Genomic DNA, 19,025 nt, shown 5'->3' with positions numbered 1-19,025 from the left:
CCAACTTTTAAAATCCCGAAGCTTTAGAAACAAGAAAAAATTATAGATGAGGGAAATTTAATTCAAATATGCAGAAATTGTAAAAAATTTGCATAAAATATATTGATGGGTCATTTTCATTTGATGGGTATCGACGAGCGGGGTGAGTATATTTAAGAATTGACATTATTTAATCGTGCTTACACAACAACTTTTCATCATTTATTTCCGTACATAAGTGTAAGAATCTTGCTGGCCCCAACCATAGAAGTGCCTTGGATTAGTTAATAAAAAACAAAAATAATCCAAACTTTATCAGAATCATTGTGTGGCCAAACTTGATCCAAAGGAATTTATGGAAGATATAATTCGAAGTGTTGAAATCCGCACGAGTCTTGCAAAAGTGACCATGGACAAATTGGACATCCATCTGCGAGAATATGCGAGCAGGATGGAATAATACAAAGGCATCGAAATCGAAATACTGTATTTTTTCAAAGCATCCATTTCCGTTTGTTACATTTAATATGGAGTGCATTCATTTTGTTGATTAAATAAATTCATTGTTGACAAAGATTCCCAACTCCAAAAAATAATCAAATCATTTATTTTGCTCCTTCCCATTCCAAAATGAGCTGGATTTCTGGCTGAAAAATCAATCTGAAACGTGGTCACTGGAGTGTCGGTCCGGAAAATTCGTGTCCGGATAGGTCGCTGCACCAATGAGACAACTGAAACCGAATTTTTTATNCCCCAACCATAGAAGTGCCTTGGATTAGTTAATAAAAAACAAAAATAATCCAAACTTTATCAGAATCATTGTGTGGCCAAACTTGATCCAAAGGAATTTATGGAAGATTTTATTCGAAGTGTTGAAATCCGCACGAGTCTTGCAAAAGTGACCATGGACAAATTGGACATCCGTCTGCGAGAATATGCAAGCAGGATGGAATAATACAAAGGCATCGAAATCGAAAAAAGCATCCATTTCCGTTTGTTACATTGAATATGGAGTGCATCCATACTGTTGATTAAATAAAATCATTGTTGACAAAGATGCCCAACTCCAAATAATAATCAAATCATTTATTTTGCTCCTTCCCATTCCAAAATGAGCTGGATTTCTGGCTGATAAATCAATCTAAAACATGGTCACTGGAGTGTCGGTCCGGAAAATTCGTGTCCGGATAGGTCGTTGCACCAATGAGACAACTGAAGACTGAACCCGAATTTTTTATAAATGATTTTTTGACCATCTTTTCTCCACACCCATTCCTTAAATCTATTTTCTACATTTCCCCGAAGATTGGGCCCCATTTGATTCCATGTTTCTTTTGCCAATAGGGGGACTTGTGGGATAAAAGGCAATAAACAAATTAAAAGAGTATGAGTATGAGTAGAGTAGAGAAGGAACAATAGTGGCGCGACAATGGGCTGAAAGGTCATTTTGATTTAATCCGAGGGAAAATGTTGTCATTTGCACATTTGCATGGAAATCTCAATTTTGTGGAATGGAAGGAAATGTCTGAACTAGTGTCTTCTAATAAAGCTCTAATATATCGTATCTGAGTACGACAATAATTATCAAAAAATTTATCCTTAAATTCAGGATTTTCTAATATATTTAGAGCTTGTTCATAGTACTTACGTGCTGCACTAGGAGAATTATTGAGATCCTGTTCTAATGCACCTGCATTAAAATATACCTTAATTTTAATACCTTGACTAATTGGATACTTATTGCATAATGCGCATGCTTCTTTTATATAATCATCAGCATCTTTTTTATATTTTTCATGTTGTTCTCCTTTTTCTTTGGATGCTAATGCTCTATAGCATGCTGATATTAAATAGGAAATCCTTACTTTTAAGTCGTTATTACTTATTTGCTTTGTATATGCTGTAGCATCTTTTGCTACTTTAAGAGCTTTGTCATGATCACCAAGGTAAAAGTGACAACTTATAATCTCACAGGAGATATTCACCCTGTACTCATAATCTTTTTTGCTAAATTTGCTACTATCTAAACCTTTAATAAATTCTAAACTTGACTCACCATAAGCAATAATTTCACTCCATTTTCCTTCATTTTGATAATGCCAACACAAGAGTAAAAAGTCTTGATAGTGATAGTATCGAACAAGTGTATCATGGTATTCATCATGCATATATATACCTCTCAAAATATGGATTGTAGCTAAAAAGCTTTAGTAAATTAAACAATAGACCCATTTCATATACACAAAACTACTTGTTTACACTTTCTTCTTTGCTTTCGCAATAGGTTTTATAAAGAATAGATCTTTTTCGAAACAGAAAATTATTGCAAAAGAGTAAAAAATGTGTCTTTTTGATAAAATTTTCTTATTTTAAAGGCTATCCAACTTAATAGTTTTTTGGATTCCAGAAAATCTTCTGAGCATTAATTCCGAGAAAGGTCTAATGTACTAATTCATTACTAAAGTCAGATAATATACTGTTTGACATTAAAGTAATAAAAGCATAAATTTATGTAGCGTTTATCAAACTAATCTTATGACTGCCCTCAATACACCAAGAGTTAATTGTATCTCTACTGCAAAGGAATTTAACCTTTTGGGAGTTGATAGTAAATATTATACTCTCAAAGATTGTTGCGGGAAAAATGGTTTGGTCGTTATGTTTATATGTAACCATTGTCCTTACGTTCAGTCTATAATAAGCAACCTAGTAAGTGATGTAAATTTATTACAAAGAGATTATCAAGTAAATGCTGTAGCCATTATGCCAAATGATGTAGTAGCGTATCCAGAAGATTCTTATGAAAATATGATTGATTTTGCTAAAGAAAATAAATTCATATTTCCTTATTTAATCGATAGTACTCAAAAAACAGCTAGAGAATATGGTGCTGTGTGTACTCCAGATTTTTTTGGTTTTAATTCCCAATTAAATCTTTGTTATCGTGGAAGATTCGATGGTTCAAAGAAAGATAAACTGCAATTCTATAAAACAGGTAGTAGTGATTTATTTAAGGCTATGAAATTTATAGCAGACACTGGTAATCCACCAGCAGATCAAGAGCCAAGCATTGGTTGTTCAATCAAGTGGTCTAGCTAATGCACAATAATTTTGTTCAATATCTACTTGATGTTATAATTTTACTTTCTGCAGCAGTATGCATGGTAGTAGTGTGCTGGCAAATAAATGTTAGTACAGTACTTGGTTATTTTATTGCAGGAGCGCTAATTGGTTGTTTCGAGGTTATTAGTTCTCCTGAAATAATGAAGGGTTTTGCAGAATTTGGTGTAGTTTTTCTGTTATTTATAATAGGGCTTGAGCTAACATTTGAACGATTGATGGCTATGCGCATCCATGTATTTGGGTTTGGCTCACTGCAAGTTATAATCACAATACTGGTAATATGGTGTCTTGCATATACCTTGGGTATTCTTGGAATAAGCAACATTGATTTAAAAAAAGCAATGGTGATTGGAGGTGGATTGGCATTATCGTCAACGGCAATGGTACTACAAGTTTTACAAGAGCAAGGTTCTCAAGCTACACAAGTGGGCAGGTTATCCATAGCTGTACTTTTATTACAGGACTTTGCAGTGGTTCCGTTAATAGTATTATTACAACTGCTTGGTGGCAACTCAGAAGGTAGTCTTATCAGCGCATTGATGGACTCACTGATAAAAGCACTGATTGCGCTGGTAGTAATATTTACTGTTAGTATTTTAATGAGGTATTTATTTTCAATCATTGCTAGAATGGGAAGCAATGAGATGTTCATAGCGACAACACTATTAATAGTATTAGGTGCATCTTATATTACACATAAATTTGGCTTGTCAATGGCGTTGGGTGCATTTGTGGCAGGATTATTAGTTGCAGAAACTGAATATAGGCTTTTAGTAGAACAATCAATATTACCATTTAAGGATTTGCTACTTGGCTTATTTTTTATGACAGTTGGGATGTTTATTGATATTAAGCTCTTATTGTATAAGCTACATATAGTGATCTTGCTTTCCGTATCTCTTATTGCTTTAAAAGCGTTTATTATATATATATTATGCAGATTTTTTGGATTTAAGAATGCACCTTCAATACAAGCTGGATTGCTTCTTGCACAGGGTGGTGAACTTGCATTTATTTTATTTCGTGATGCCCTCAATCTGGGTGTACTTCAAGATGAAACTGCCAATATACTTATGATATTAATTACAGTAACAATGGCTTTTACTCCGCTTTTGTATGTGTTAGGAGACTGGATCGTAAATTTACTTAATGGCAAAAAAATTATGTTGGATGACGAAGCAGTGGCAATTGATACAAAAGACCTGCATAACCACGTAATAATGATTGGTTTTGGACGAGTTGGACATATGGTAACAAAAATGCTCGCAGTTGAACATTTAAGCTATATCATTATAGACATTCAAGCACAAATAGTGAAGGAAGGAAAGGAAGAAGGTTTTCCTGTATATCTTGGTGATGCTACAAGGCCTGAAATCCTTAAGTCTGTGGGGATAGAAAGAGCACAAACTATAGTAATTTCAATAAAAAATGAAGTTACTATAAAAAAGATTGTTTCTTTAGTTGCAGTAAATTTTCCTCATGTAAACATTATAATACGTCTCTCAGATTTAAGTAATATGGAAGTATATAGTAACCTTGGAGTAAACAAAATTGTTCCTGAAACATGTGAAATAGGCTTGCAATTAGGCGCGGCAGCATTAAGTTTAAGTGGAATAAGTGAAGGTGGAGTTACATCGCTAAAAAGTAGGGTAAGGAAGAATAATTACAGCGTATACAGTATTTTAAGCGATGATAAAGGTGAGTAGATGCTTTGTATCTAGCATGATTAAATAGAAGAACTAAGAAGTATTCTAAATCTATTTTAATATTGGAGGTTTTTCTTTACATTTGTTATTTTTTCAGTCCTTCGAATATCTTATCGACTGTTTCTAAACAATACCTTCCTGAACAGCTGCTTAGAACTTTTAAAATATTACATTTTATATTACAATAAACTTTTATTTTCTGTAAAGACTTGTGAAATTTACATTATCTTGGTTATTAGAGTATCTTGAAACTGAAGCTAGTTTAGAAGAAATTGTTAATAAACTAACTCATATAGGATTAGAGGTAGAAAATGTTTCTACCTTGGAAGGAATTGTTATTACAGAGGTGTTAGAGGTTATACAGCATCCAAATGCGAATAAGTTAAAATTATGCAGGGTAAATAGTGGTAATAAAATTTTGCAAGTGATCTGTGGAGCAAATAATGTTAGACAGGGTATGAAAACAGTTCTTGCTTCTGTTGGTAGTAGGTTGCCAGGTAGTGATCTCACAATTAAAGCTTCAAAAATACGTGGGGTATTAAGTGAAGGTATGCTTTGTTCTTCTTCTGAACTCGCACTCACTAAAGATGATGGTGAAGGTATTATAGAACTTTCTGACGATTACAAAATAGGGAATCAATTTTTTAATCGTGACCCAGTAATTGACGTGAATATCACACCAAATCGTGGAGATTGTTTAAGTGTTTATGGAATAGCAAGAGATTTATCTGCAACTGGGATTGGTACTTTACGTGATTATCCAGAAATACATCTTCCTGGATCTATTAGCAATTCACATATTAGTGTTGAAGTGACTGATGGAGAGAGTTTTATAAGTGGCAGATATATTGCAAATATAAAAAATAAAGAGAGTCCTAAATGGTTACAAGATAGGCTAGAATCCATAGGAATACGTTCAATTTCTACTGTAGTTGATATTGCTAACTACATTATGATTTCCTATGGTCAGCCTATGCATGTATATGATGCAGATAAAATTAATAGGAAACTTGTTGTGAGAAAAACTTACAAAGAAACTTTTACTGCTTTAAACGGCAAAAAGTATTTATTAAATGATCATGCCACTGTTATTGCTGATGAGCAAAATATTTATGCAATTGCTGGAATAATAGGAGGCAGGGAAAGTGAATGCACTAATGCAACTTCTAATATCTTTATAGAATCTGCTTGGTTTAACCCAGTTTCTATTGCTACATCTTCAAGACAATTAAATATATCTACAGATTCAAGTTATAGATTTGCAAGGTCGATTGATCCAAAGTTTACTATTGAGAGCCTAAATATTGCTACCCAAATGGTGATAGATTTATGTGGTGGAGAAGTTTCAGGCATTATATCTGCTAGCAACCTTCAAGATAGATCTCACTATATTAATTTTAATTATCACGATATTCAAAGACTTGGAAGTGTAACTATGTTGCCTGAAGAAGCGTTTAATATTTTAACAAAATTAGGATTTAAGATTGACAAAATTACACAGCATAATTGGAATGTACATGTTCCAAGCTGGAGATCAGATATGACAATTGCTCCTGATTTAGTTGAAGAGGTAATTAGAATATATGGCTACGATAAGATAAAAGAGGAGCCATTAATAAGTCAAGCTGAGGTTGTGACAGATGTGAACGATAATATACGTGTCCTAGTATCTAGTAGGGGATTCTATGAAGTGTTAACTTGGTCATTTATGAGTAGCACAACAATCATGAAATTTGGATATAAAAAAGATGAGTTATTGGTTATAGAAAATCCACTGAATGAACATTTTGATGTAATGCGGCCAACTATTATACCAAATTTACTACATGTTGCTTCTAATAATGTTGCGTATGATATATCTGATTTTGCAATTTTTGAAATTGGGCCTACATATCATAATAAAACCTGTACCAGATATTCTTTGGGTGGCATAAGATTAGGAAATAATGTATCCAGGAATCATTATGATCTTGATAGGGAAGTGGATGTTTTTGATGTAAAGGCTGATTTTATTTCAGTATTAAAATTTTTTAATGTAAATTGTGATATAGGTCAAACAGGTAGGGAGTATTATCATCCTGGTAAATCGGGTAGCTTTCTATTTAAAAACAAGGTAATAGGGTATTTTGGGGAGTTACATCCTGCAATATTGGATTTTTTTTCTCTTAAGCAAAGAGTGGTAGCTTTTGAGATAGCGCTAGAAGATATTATAAAATTACCTATTCAACAAGAGAGATTTGTGGACTGCAAATACCAAAGTGTAAGGCGTGATTTTGCATTCATAGTAGATAAAAAAGTAAAAGTTGGTGATATAATGAGCGCAGTAAAGAAAAGTTCAAAGCTTGTTACAGAAATAGTTTTATTTGATATTTATCATGGAGATAAAATAGTCTGTGATAAAATTTCTATAGCACTGTCAGTGACTTTTTGTTCTCCCAATCACACGTTGGTTGAAGATGAAATTCAAAGAGAATCTGATATTGTGATTAAATTAGTTGAGAGAAACTTCGGTGGGATCTTGAGAGATAAGTAAAAAAGAGATTATATGCTGGAAAAGCATCTTATGGTCTAGATTAACCTTTTTACATATTATCTCTAAGTTTACTAAACATTCCAGAATTACTTTAAGCTCTGAAAGACTTAATGATTTTAAGTGAGATTTAAAATTTTGTAGCTGCTTAAAAAACAGAGGAGGATTAAGTTGATCTATAGCGTTCAGCGCACTCATTCCGCTGTCTATTAATAATAAAACGGCTTCAAGCTGCAGAAAATAATTAGATAACATGCGGATAATCGCTATTGATGAAAAATTTTCGTTGTTTATTAAAGTATCTGATACCCTAATAAAATTAACTATGTCCTTATTTGCCACAGCAGCACATAAATTGTCAAGTACAGCATGACTATTACCAGATCCTGAAAAGCATTCTTTGACATCAATATGGTTAAGTTCCTTCCTTTCTCCTATATATAGGAGTAATTTTTCAAGTTCCGTACGTATAGGTGCTTTACTGTTATTAAAGTAGTATTGTAGATGATAAACTGAATCTTTTGTATATTTTACACAGTTTTGTTCTAGGCAATCTGATATGATATTGTATAGGTGGTCATGATTATCTTTATAACATGCAATTACGCCGAAAAGCTGTGAATTTTCTATATAATTTTTAATTGCAGAATTATATGACAACTCACCTGCGATCATAATAATATAATTATCACCTATATTGTTATCTATACAAAATATTAATTCTTTAGATATATTGCCAGATATATTAACTAGCTTTATTAATTTTTTTTCATTAAACATAGAAATAGTTGCTAATTCGGTGAATAATAATTCTGGTGATTTGTTCACAACGGTAAAATCCATTAACTGAACTGAATATCCACCTAAATTAGTAACTAATTTTTTTGCATAAAAATCTATTTTGCTATTGTCATTACCATAGATTAATATGCCTTTTAATGAACCAGGTTTTTCTAGAAAGCTATTAACTTTATTAAATGTAATTTTCATAATTGAGCGTCATACCTTATCAGGACTGTCCTTATATAGATTAGTAAAATATTCAATAGACAACATAAAAGTACATTACAATATAGCAAAAGTAACTTTATTTGTTATATTATCAATATAAATCTTCACTTTTTTTCCTTTAATTAATTTACGATTTAGTATTTCCTCTGCAAGATAACCCTTTATCTCTTTCGCAATTATTCTTTCTATTGGACGTGCCCCCATCTCTTTGTCATAACTTAATTGTGCAATGTAGTATTTTACACTATCATCTACCAAACAGTCTATGCTTTTTTGTGCAAGTTGTTGCTTTAATTCTATTATAGACTTATCTACAATATGTAAAATGACATCTATATTGAGATTGGAAAATGTAATAATTTCATCAAGGCGATTACGAAATTCAGGAGTAAAAGTTTCTTTTATTGCTTTTTCACTTTCACTCATACTGTTTTCAAATCCAAGAGAGCTCTTATTATATTCAAGCGCCCCAGCATTAGTTGTGATGATTAAAATTGTATTGGAAAAATTTATTTTACGTCCATAAGTGTCTGTTATACCACCGTAGTCCATTATTTGCAATAGTATATTGTAGATATCTTTATGTGCCTTATCAATTTCGTCAAGCAGCACAACACTATATTGATGATGAGATACAGCTTCTGTTAATAATCCACCTTGATCATATCCTACATATCCAGGAGGAGAACCTATCATTTTCGATATTGTGTGAGGTTCCATATATTCAGACATATCAAAGCGTACTAAATGCATACCCATGTTCTTTGCTAACTGCTTTGCAAGCTCAGTTTTGCCTACACCAGTAGGTCCAGCAAAAAGATAATTAGCTAAAGGCTTATTATAATTTCTAAGCCCAGATTTTGCTATTTTTATAGAACGTACAAGAGATTCTATAGCTTTTTCTTGGCCAAAGATTGCTTTTTTTAGGTTATTTTCTAATGATTTTACGTTTTGCATACCATCAGTATAAGGCACATTTGTTATTCTAGAAATAGTATTTTTAATATCTCCACTGTTTATTATTTTTATTTTACTTTTACGTAATTTACAGTATGATCCCGCCTCATCAATTACATCTACTGCTTTGTCCGGTAATGTTCTGCCTGTAATATATTGATGTGAAAGTTCAGCAGCAGCGTTAATTGCATGTTTTGTATAACAAACTCCATGATAAACTTCATAATGATGTTTTATACCATTTAATATTTTTATTGTTTCATTGATAGATGATTCTTTGATGTCGATTCTCTGAAATCTTCTTGCAAGTGCTTTATCTTTTTCAAAGCTATTACTATATTCTCTGTACGTTGTTGCACCTATACAACGAAAGGTTCCTCTTGCTAGTGCTGGTTTAAATAAGTTACTAGCATCAAGAAAATTACCGCTTGTTGAACCTGCACCAATTATAGTATGTATTTCATCTATAAAGAGTATGGCTTCAGGTCTTTCTTCAACTGCTTTAATAACAGATTTGATTCTTTCCTCAAAATCACCTCTATAGCGTGTCCCTGCCAGCAGTAACCCTAAGTCTAATGCATAAACAACATTAGACTTTAATGTACTAGGAACATTACCTTCTATAATTTTTAGTACTAAACCTTCAACTATTGTTGTTTTACCTACACCTGGCTCTCCAATGTATAGGGGGTTGTTTTTTCTGCGTCTTGATAGTATTTCTATAGTACGGGTTAGTTCATATTCGCGGCCTATAACATAGTCTATTTGTTGACTTTTAGCATAATCATTAAGGTTTTTACAATAGTTTTGTAGAGCTTCTTCATCTTTTACAGGCTCGTTTTGATTTGATGTGGAAGAAAGATCATTTGTTTTTGTATCATTAGAATATACCATATGAGATATTGAATGAATCAAATTAGGGTTTTTTTGTTTTTGTAGTAAATCTTTTACTTCTAAATTTTGTTCAGATAGGATTTCCACTAGGATGCTTGCTCCGCTTATTTCCTTTTTTCCCAAACTGTGAGCACGCATTATGGCTTTGTGTATTATAGATTGAAATGTTAAACTAGGTTTCACTGTTGACATTTTTTTTACATTATCACAGATATCAATATTGAATTTACTGTTTATATTGATGATTTCATTAATTTTAACATTACATCTTGATAAGACATGATTTACATCTTCGTCTTCAATTAATGCCATCAGTAAATGCTCTAGATCTGCATGTTCTGCATGAGAATGAGAAGCTATTGATAGCGCTCTTTTTAAGCTTATTTCTAAATTTCTAGAAATCATATACTTCCTTTGGTAAAATCGATAAACATAACATGTAATTATTAAGAAACTCAGAAATTAGTGGTCACACTACAATAATGAGTTGAATATTTATGTATCTTGTTATATAATTAATGAATATTTTAATTAAAATGACCCTATTTAAATTCTTTGATATTAAAAACGACATTGCATTCAAACGTGTTTTTGGTACAGAGAAAAATAAGGATATACTCATCCACTTTCTCAATGACATATTACTTAATGATGCTCTCAAATCACTTGATTTAGCTACGATCACANATTAACCCTTACCCTTGTGATCCTAATAAAAGGTCCCCAACTTATACTTGGGGCGTTTTCTTTGTTGAAAAGCTTCATATGATTCAAATTTTCAATACTTTAACTAAAAAAAAAGAACTGTTTAGACCTATTGATGAGAGTCATATAACAATATACGTGTGTGGGCCTACAGTTTATGATTTTGCACATATAGGAAATGCACGATCTGTTGTTGTATATGATATATTATTTCGATTGCTTAAGTTATGTTACAATAAGGTAACTTACATACGTAATATTACTGATATTGATGATAAAATAATTCAAGCAGCAGAAAACAATGAAAAGGGTATAAAAGATATTACCGATCATTACACTAAGGCTTTTCATGATGATATAAAAAGTCTTCAATGTTTGGAGCCTACTTATGAACCAAAAGCTACAGAAAACATAAAACATATTATCAAGTTAATTGAGCATTTGATAAGCTCTGGTCATGCTTATCATGCTAACAATCATATCTATTTTAGTATAGAGTCTTATTGTGAATATGGAATGTTGTCTGGTAAAAAAGTCGATGAATTAACTCACGGAAGCAGAGTAGAAATTGACAAAAATAAAAAACATCCTGGAGATTTTGTATTGTGGAAGCCTGCTGATGATATTGATTATAAACTTTTAAGCTATTGGCAAAGCCCATGGGGAGAAGGTAGACCTGGATGGCATATAGAATGTTCAGCAATGTCATATTCTTGTCTTGGGCAAAATTTTGACATTCATGGAGGAGGTATAGATTTGCAATTTCCACATCATGAAAATGAAATTGCACAAAACAAGTCTGCGTTTCCCGGGTCAATATTTGCACGTTATTGGGTACATAATGGTTTTCTGACAATAAATAAAGAAAAAATGAGTAAATCTTTGTTAAATATAGTTAGTATTAGAGATCTATTGAGTAGTGGTATTAAGGGTGAAGTAATACGTTATGCATTGCTGAAAACCCACTATAGAAAACCGTTAGACTGGACAGAAGATATTATTTCTGAATCACAAGAAAATCTAAATAAATTTTATAAAGTATTAAATGGTATAGATGTGGCAAGTGTAGATTTGATAGGTAATTATAATGTTTCGATCCCTAAAGATTTTATAGATGCTTTAAAAAATGATTTAAATGTTCCTGAAGCGCTTGCTGTATTACATGAAATGGTTGCAGCAATTAATAAGGCAAGTTATATGGATCAAAAGTTAAAATTAATTAAAGCCTTTGTTAAGAGTGCTCAATTGATCGGATTAATGCAATCGAATTACGAAAAGTGGTTTGCTGTTGACAGAAACTATCAAGAAATAGAAAAATTAATAAATATGAGAAGGGCTGCAAGGCTTAATAAAGATTATATGACAGCTGATGCAATACGGGAGAAATTAAAACAGATGGGAATTTCTATTTCTGACAATAAAAACGGTACTATTACATGGTAATGACTGAGAAGTACTGTTTTTTACTGATTGATAGTTTTATATCTACATTAGTATTACCAGTACATCAAGGTTTTGCATTTAAAACTATGCTATATTTTAAAGAATATAACGCTATATTAGCTATGTTGTTTTGTAGAATGATAGGGTGCTGCTTGGCAGGAATAGTTAATTGGTTCCTAGGTAGAGCAATATTTTATGCTAGAACTTTATATCATTCAGATGATAATCATGAGCATAAATTACCATGTGTACTGACTGCTTGTGCTGTAATGTTATTATCATGGATACCTGTATTAGGTAGTGTAATTCAGGTGATTGCTGGATACTTAAAGTTAAATATTTACGTTTTCATTTTTACAGTTTTTTTATCGTATTTTTTCTCTTCATTATATTTAATTTTCATTATTTAATTAGAGTTTTTTCTAAATCTCATTTCAGAATTCATATCCAGTGATCAAATTAAATCTAAGGCCAAATTGCTTGCGTTGATTTCAATATTTGTCAGTAATAACGTTTCAGGTAGTGTGCATTTAACGAAGTCAAAGGAATAGAAGAAGCAAAAGCAACAAAACTAAGGAAATACATCTAAAGTGCTTAATTTTATTGAAAAAACACTAGATTAAGTGTAGTTTTTTAGACCTTTTGCGAAGCAGGTGAGAGAAAATAAAAATACAGAACGGCAAAAAGGCTTATCTATCCCTTATTAAAATTTTATATATAAGTAGTTGAATATTCCTCATTTGTAGTATACAATGAAGTGANTAAAAACGACATTGCATTCAAACGTGTTTTTGGTACAGAGAAAAATAAGGATATACTCATCCACTTTCTCAATGACATATTACTTAATGATGCCCTCAAATCACTTGATTTAGCTACGATCACAGAAGTAGAGTTTCTACGCACTGTGCAAGATCCTGAAATTGCTGCAAAAAAACAGAGTATAGTGGATATTCTATGCAAAGATATACACGGAGTTCAATATATTATTGAGATGCAAGTTGCCAAGACTAAAGGTTTTGAGAAACGTGCCCAATATTATGCGGCTAAGGCCTATACAAATCAAGCTAGTCAAGGTGACCAATACGCAGATTTAAAGGAGATTATTTTTATTGCAATTGCAGACTATATAGTATTTCCAAATAAAGCAGAATATATTTCATATCATTCTATTCTAGATATCAATAGCCATGAGCAAGATTTAAAAGATTTTTACTTTGTATTTATTGAATTACCAAAATTTCCCAAGAAGAAAGAAGATAGCTTAAATAATATAGTAGAAAAGTGGATGTACTTTTTCAAATATGGACCTGACATAGGATATGATGACTTAGANGAAAAAGCTGTTTTAGCACAAAAACTTGATGATGCAACTGCAAAAGGAATAAAAATTGGTGAGGAAANATAGGAGATGATAAAGTAATTAAAGATGCATATAGGGAATTAGATAGCTATTACTGGTCTGATGAGGAACAAAGAACGTATAATAGTGAAGAGAAAAGAATACGTGATGAAAAAGCTGTTTTAGCACAAAAACTTGATGATGCAACTGCAAAAGGAATAAAAATTGGACAAGAAGAAGGAATAAAAATTGGTGAGGAAAAAGGAAGAGCAGAAGGAGGAAAAGCAGAACAAATAAGAATAGCAAAAAAGCTCCTTAATTTAAAAGTTTCAATCGACACAATAGTCAGCAGTACAGGCCTTACACGTACAGAAATAATGTTTTTACGCAAGCAGCTGCAATCTTATAATTAAAATGGTACATTTTCTTTTGTATTACTAAAAATTTTTTTTAACTCGCTCACATGTCCTACCCTTATTATTTCAATGTTATGCACAGAATAACTACCTTGCTTTGGCATAATTGCTCTTTTAAATCCAAGCTTTTGTGCTTCTTTCAGTCTGAAATCAGCATATGAGATATTTCTAATTTCTCCAGAAAGAGCAACTTCGCCACAAATGATTGAAGATGCTGGTAATGGTAAGTTAATTATGCTTGAAATAAGCGAAGCAGCTACAGCAAGGTCAGCCGAAGGTTCTTGTATCCTCAGTCCACCCGCAATATTTAAATACACTTCCTTATCGTGCAAAAATATTTTACAACGTGCATTTAATACTGCAATTATCATCGCTAAACGATTAATATCCCATCCTACTACTGCTCTTCTCGGGGTAACCATATTAGTGCCGGCTATTAATGCCTGTACTTCCATAAGAATCGGCCTAGATCCTTCAATGCCTGCAAATACAGCACTTCCTACAATCTCTTTATCACGTGCCATTATGAAAAGCGAGGATGGATTACTGACTGGTATTAATCCTGTCTCAGACATCTCAAATACACCAATTTCATTTGCAGGACCAAACCTATTTTTAGTAGCACGTAAAATACGGTGGTTATCACCTTCAAAGTATAAGACAGTGTCTACCATATGCTCTAGAGTTTTAGGCCCTGCAATCTGACCTTCTTTAGTAATATGTCCAACTATTAATAAAGCAATACCATATTGCTTAGCTACTACAGTAAATTCATGAGCACAGGCACGCACTTGTGTTACAGTACCTGGTGCTGACCCAATATCTTTATCATACATAGTTTGTATTGAATCAATAATCACAAGCTTGGTTTTTTTATTACTTTTTATTGCTGTAATGACATCAGAAGCAGAGATTGTAGATAATAATTTAATTCCAGGTACGTTGATTTTAAGACGTTGTGCTCTTAAACTTACTTGTTCTAGAGACTCCTCCCCTGACACATAAAGAGATTCATGCGGAGAAAGTTGTGCAGCAATTTTAAGCAAGAGAGTAGACTTACCGATACCAGGTTCACCACCAATTAAAGTACTGGAACCTTGTACTATACCTCCTCCAAATACTCTATCAAGTTCTTCTATTCCTGTAAGTAGACGTTCTGGTATAATATGGGATGATATTTCCATTAAAGAAGTAGCAGATATATTTTTTCCAGCACCTAATTTTTCTTCTACAACTGTATCCCAGCTATTGCATGCAACACATTTCCCTACCCATCTACCTGTACTATATCCACATGATTGACAAATATAAATTGTTTTCATTAATTACACGATAGATCCCTTTTAATTGCTTCATTTACAATTTGTTTAATCAATCCTATACCAAAAATTTTTACAGGATTACTATTAGCAATAGCTATATCGCCATCTCTACCAGATACTATACTATTAATAAGATTCTTTATCTCATCTTCAGTAATTTCATGCAATATTGGTTTAATAACCACACCTCCACTGCAGCCTTTACTATAACTCTTATTATGTTTATTAATGCAACCACCTGCACCATACTTAATACTCTTATTATTAAAACCACAGCTTCTTACGCCTCCATATTTGATTTGACCGTCTTCTATATATGCTATTTTATTATCCTCACTAGAATTAACCTTATCTCCCGTTACAATGTCTACTTGCAATGGAAGAGATGGTTCATAGATTGTCGTTTTGTCCTCACCAGACCTCTTGCCACCAGCAACTTTAATCAATGGCTTACATACTTTAGCCTCACGATCTTGACACATTTTTATTATAATTGAATGTGCTGATCCTACACTTTCTAGGGTACCTGATTCTATATTCTCTACTGCTTTTATCATTTCCATTGTTATAAAAGGATAATCCCTATTAATGCTTAACCTTGCTTTAACATAATCACCTGGCATACCTAATCTATTTTCAGCAAGATTACCATCTTCACCGCCTCCCCATGCTTCTATATCAACAAATTCATATTGTGATAGATCTAATGCCTCATATTCATGTAAACCACTTCTTATATTATCTTTTTCCATCTCTCTTTTCTTATCTTGGAGCCTTTGTCTGATTCTTCCTTGTATATCTTGCTGTAAACTTTCCAGATCAAATGTACATAATTTATCTGCATAAAAAACTTCTGCCCTGTCTACTTTAATTGGCATATAAAATGGTTTATCGTTATCTTTTCTAATATACCTTCTATAACCATCCATAGCATAATCATGCTTGTCCATTTTAGCATTATCATGTAAATACTTTGAGATATTATATTCCTCATACGTATCCTTATTAATGTATTGTTCTGAATTAACAAGTTTATACACTATACATTGTGTGGTAACTTTTCTCTTTTTATCTTCCGCTTCTGCATCACTTGCTACACTACAAGTACCACTATCTGTTTTTCTTTCTTCAGCAAAGAAAATATTGCCTTCATTATCAAAAAGTATGTCATTTAGTTTATCCTTTTTATCCTGCAATAATCTTCCATTATATTCTAGCTTTTCATAAAAAAGCTTATTTGATTCTTGTGAATAAATGGCAACATACTTGTCATATCTTGCACCTTTTAATCTTAATGGTACTATATTATCATCATTCAAATCAATTAGTATAAATTCATCAGGATCTGGTTGCCATCCAGAAATACAAAGCATTTTCGCTCTATTTAATTCTTTTGCTTCTTTATTATTTTGATATTCTACACTAATAATATCTTCGGCTGACTGTATTACTGATGGAATACAATCATTATCTTTTAGAATTCTAAATTTATTTTGTTTGCTTAATACTTTGCTCATTAAAATATCATCAATTGTTTTTTGCTCTATTTTTGGTTTTACAACTTTTAAAGAGAAGTCTCCTATTTTCTGAGTCCTATAGCTATCAATATCAATGATACAATATCCTTCCCTATACGTATCATTCCTTACAAAACGACCACAAGCGTCCTTACTCATTTTAACCTTGATTCGTAAACTATTACCAGATGTCACTCTATCAATTTCAGGCTCTGGAGCATTTGGAGCAGGAAAGCAGCGCTCAGGAAATTGTAATTGTGACCTCTTTTCTCCTTTGCCCCAATATGCCGCACAGATCTGGCCATCTCTTTTGTCAGTTTTAAAATGATATGTAGTGCCACGAAAACTTAATGTTTTATTCTGATTCTTCTCTATATCTAACATTTTTCTTTCATTATTAACTTTTACAGCAACTCTTGGCAAAAAATAATCATTCTCTTCATCTGCTACAGGAATAATCTTAATTTGCTCTGTTACACTTGAAAGATATTGACAGAATGGCGGAGGAGTTGGTGTACGAGGAATGGGAACACACTTGATTTTTTGTTGACCATTACTACCCCACGTGCATGTATCACAAGATTGCTGTGTAGTATCACTAGCAAAAATATAACCTGCACAAGCAGTTTTTTGGCTACAAGCACATATTTTAGGGAAACTTGCAAACTTTTCCTTCGCTTCATCCGTTACACCTTCTGCCCATTCCCATTCTAACCCATCTATTTTATCTGTTATACTAATTCTATCCCAATCAATAAATACCTTTGCTGAAACTCCAGCTCCAGTGGTTTGTGTACCATATACTTTATGACATAACGTACCACTATATAGTCTTGCACAATTATCTCCTGTATAATCACATACTTCAATTTGTGGGTTAAAAAACTCATTATTACTTACAGTGCGTACTTTTAGGAATTGCAGCAGTTTTTCATCAAAATCTATATCTCTCCAATCAAAAGTGAAAATCTTTGCTATACCTTTCCCTGTTTTACTCGCTAATGATTCAGCTTTAGTAGCAGCTTGTATTCTCGCATTACAGTTAGAATATCCATAATGTGAAATACCAAAAATTAAAAAAAATATTAGAAATTTAAAATTCACACTTCTCATAAAATACCGGTAACCATTTATTTACTTCTTCACCTTTATTTTTTATTGCCTCATACATATACTGTATAGTCTCTTTTCTAGATGAAAGTACATATGTTTCCCGCATATCTTTCAAATCTAAATTTAAAGTCACTAATTCCTTATACTGTTTTATTAAGAATGACCCATCTTGTGTCGGTGTCTGCAAAATTACATTTAACTCTTCTTTAGACAAAGAAAATGCTTTCATATATAACCTGTTTGCATTAACATTAGGCATTAAAATCCTTGTATCTATATGCTTATCTAAATATTGGGTAAATTTACTCATAAATGCCAGATTTAAGTTTTCTGTGCTTAAAATCACTACAACATTTAATGCAGTCATCCTCTTTATCCAATCATCAAACTCTTTTTCTGTAGAAAAAATATCACTGATTTCCCATGCCTCATCTAGTACAAGAATTGCTGGTGAACCATCACATTGTAACTCAAAAGAATATAAAAAATAGTAAAGTATTACTGACATACATTCTTTTTGCTTCGTTAAATTTGTAGTATTAATAGTGATAATTTTTGTTTTCCAATCAACACATAATTCTTCATTATCATTAAGCAGGTAAGCAAACTCACCATTACCATACCATTTATCTATATTACCACCCAGAAGACCTAGTATTTCAGAAATTTGCGAAATAGATCGTGACTCCCTTGGTATCATAAATATAGAATCTACAACTTTTTTTATCTTGTCAGTGATATCATCTCTCGCTACCATTCTCCGTATAAGTTCACACAACATCTTACGATTAGCATCACTATCGTTGATATTTAATGGGTTAAACTTAAGGCTTTTATTATGATATTGTGGATCAATAATATAATATTTACCGCCTATAGCTTTAGTGAAAATCATTGACTTGCCTGTATTATCCAACATTACAATTCGTGGATTAAACTTTCTTGCTTCAGATAATAAAAAATTAAT

At 32.2% G+C, this 19,025-nt stretch carries 11 protein-coding genes and 2 pseudogenes; 7 read left to right on the top strand and 6 right to left on the bottom strand.

The window, feature by feature from the left end; translation table 11 throughout:
- Nucleotides 1-1,421 precede the first annotated feature (1,421 nt).
- Nucleotides 1,422-2,147: a hypothetical protein gene (locus BIY23_RS04790; RefSeq protein ID WP_070065386.1), complete on the bottom strand. Its 726-nt coding sequence runs from the start codon at nt 2,145-2,147 to the stop codon at nt 1,422-1,424.
- A gap of 367 nt (nt 2,148-2,514) precedes the next feature.
- On the opposite strand from BIY23_RS04790, the gene BIY23_RS04785 reads away from it, so the two are divergent.
- The 3 genes from BIY23_RS04785 (at nt 2,515) to pheT (ending at nt 7,341) form a co-directional block, all read left to right on the top strand.
- Nucleotides 2,515-3,078: a thioredoxin family protein gene (locus tag BIY23_RS04785; protein WP_070065385.1), complete on the top strand. Its 564-nt coding sequence runs from the start codon at nt 2,515-2,517 to the stop codon at nt 3,076-3,078.
- Nucleotides 3,078-4,808 (top strand): cation:proton antiporter domain-containing protein, encoded by a 1,731-nt coding sequence (locus BIY23_RS04780; RefSeq protein WP_070065384.1) that lies wholly within the window; start codon nt 3,078-3,080, stop codon nt 4,806-4,808. Before BIY23_RS04785 ends, BIY23_RS04780 begins: the two co-directional genes overlap by 1 nt.
- Before the next feature lie 211 nt (nt 4,809-5,019).
- On the top strand, nt 5,020-7,341 hold the full coding sequence (gene pheT / locus BIY23_RS04775; protein WP_070065383.1) for a phenylalanine--tRNA ligase subunit beta: 2,322 nt from the start codon (nt 5,020-5,022) through the stop codon (nt 7,339-7,341).
- Here pheT and holA read toward each other — a convergent pair.
- Together holA and BIY23_RS04765 are read right to left on the bottom strand one after the other, a co-directional pair.
- Entirely contained in the window at nt 7,300-8,328 is a 1,029-nt protein-coding gene (holA, locus tag BIY23_RS04770; RefSeq protein WP_070065382.1) for a DNA polymerase III subunit delta, read from the bottom strand. The two genes, pheT and holA, sit on opposite strands and share 42 nt — an antisense overlap.
- A gap of 75 nt (nt 8,329-8,403) precedes the next feature.
- Nucleotides 8,404-10,605, bottom strand: a complete 2,202-nt coding sequence (locus tag BIY23_RS04765; protein ID WP_070065381.1) for an AAA family ATPase — start codon at nt 10,603-10,605, stop codon at nt 8,404-8,406.
- A gap of 131 nt (nt 10,606-10,736) precedes the next feature.
- On the opposite strand from BIY23_RS04765, the pseudogene BIY23_RS05040 reads away from it, so the two are divergent.
- From BIY23_RS05040 to BIY23_RS04750, 4 genes and pseudogenes are all read left to right on the top strand, one after another.
- Nucleotides 10,737-10,844, top strand: a pseudogene (locus tag BIY23_RS05040) (PD-(D/E)XK nuclease family transposase); the annotation flags it as partial.
- A gap of 121 nt (nt 10,845-10,965) precedes the next feature.
- The gene (cysS, locus tag BIY23_RS04760; RefSeq protein WP_070065380.1) at nt 10,966-12,348 is read left to right on the top strand and encodes a cysteine--tRNA ligase; all 1,383 of its coding nucleotides are present in this window, start codon (nt 10,966-10,968) and stop codon (nt 12,346-12,348) included.
- Nucleotides 12,348-12,758 (top strand): YqaA family protein, encoded by a 411-nt coding sequence (locus BIY23_RS04755; protein WP_081326577.1) that lies wholly within the window; start codon nt 12,348-12,350, stop codon nt 12,756-12,758. The genes cysS and BIY23_RS04755 overlap by 1 nt, the downstream gene beginning before the upstream one ends.
- Before the next feature lie 347 nt (nt 12,759-13,105).
- Nucleotides 13,106-14,103: pseudogene (locus BIY23_RS04750) on the top strand (Rpn family recombination-promoting nuclease/putative transposase).
- Here the strand turns inward: BIY23_RS04750 and radA are convergent.
- From radA to BIY23_RS05605, 3 genes are all read right to left on the bottom strand, one after another.
- Entirely contained in the window at nt 14,100-15,428 is a 1,329-nt protein-coding gene (gene radA, locus BIY23_RS04745) for a DNA repair protein RadA (RefSeq protein ID WP_070065378.1), read from the bottom strand. The pseudogene BIY23_RS04750 and the gene radA overlap by 4 nt on opposite strands.
- Nucleotides 15,428-18,049, bottom strand: a complete 2,622-nt coding sequence (locus BIY23_RS04740; RefSeq protein ID WP_148115238.1) for a hypothetical protein — start codon at nt 18,047-18,049, stop codon at nt 15,428-15,430. The genes radA and BIY23_RS04740 overlap by 1 nt, the downstream gene beginning before the upstream one ends.
- A partial coding sequence (locus tag BIY23_RS05605) for a VirB4 family type IV secretion system protein (RefSeq protein WP_390903709.1) occupies nt 18,039-19,025 on the bottom strand: 987 nt, incomplete at its 5' end. The genes BIY23_RS05605 and BIY23_RS04740, both read right to left, overlap by 11 nt.

The organism is Wolbachia pipientis (assembly GCF_001752665.1).
Lineage (GTDB): Bacteria > Pseudomonadota > Alphaproteobacteria > Rickettsiales > Anaplasmataceae > Wolbachia > Wolbachia pipientis_A.
This window is presented reverse-complemented; position numbering and strand designations above follow the sequence as displayed.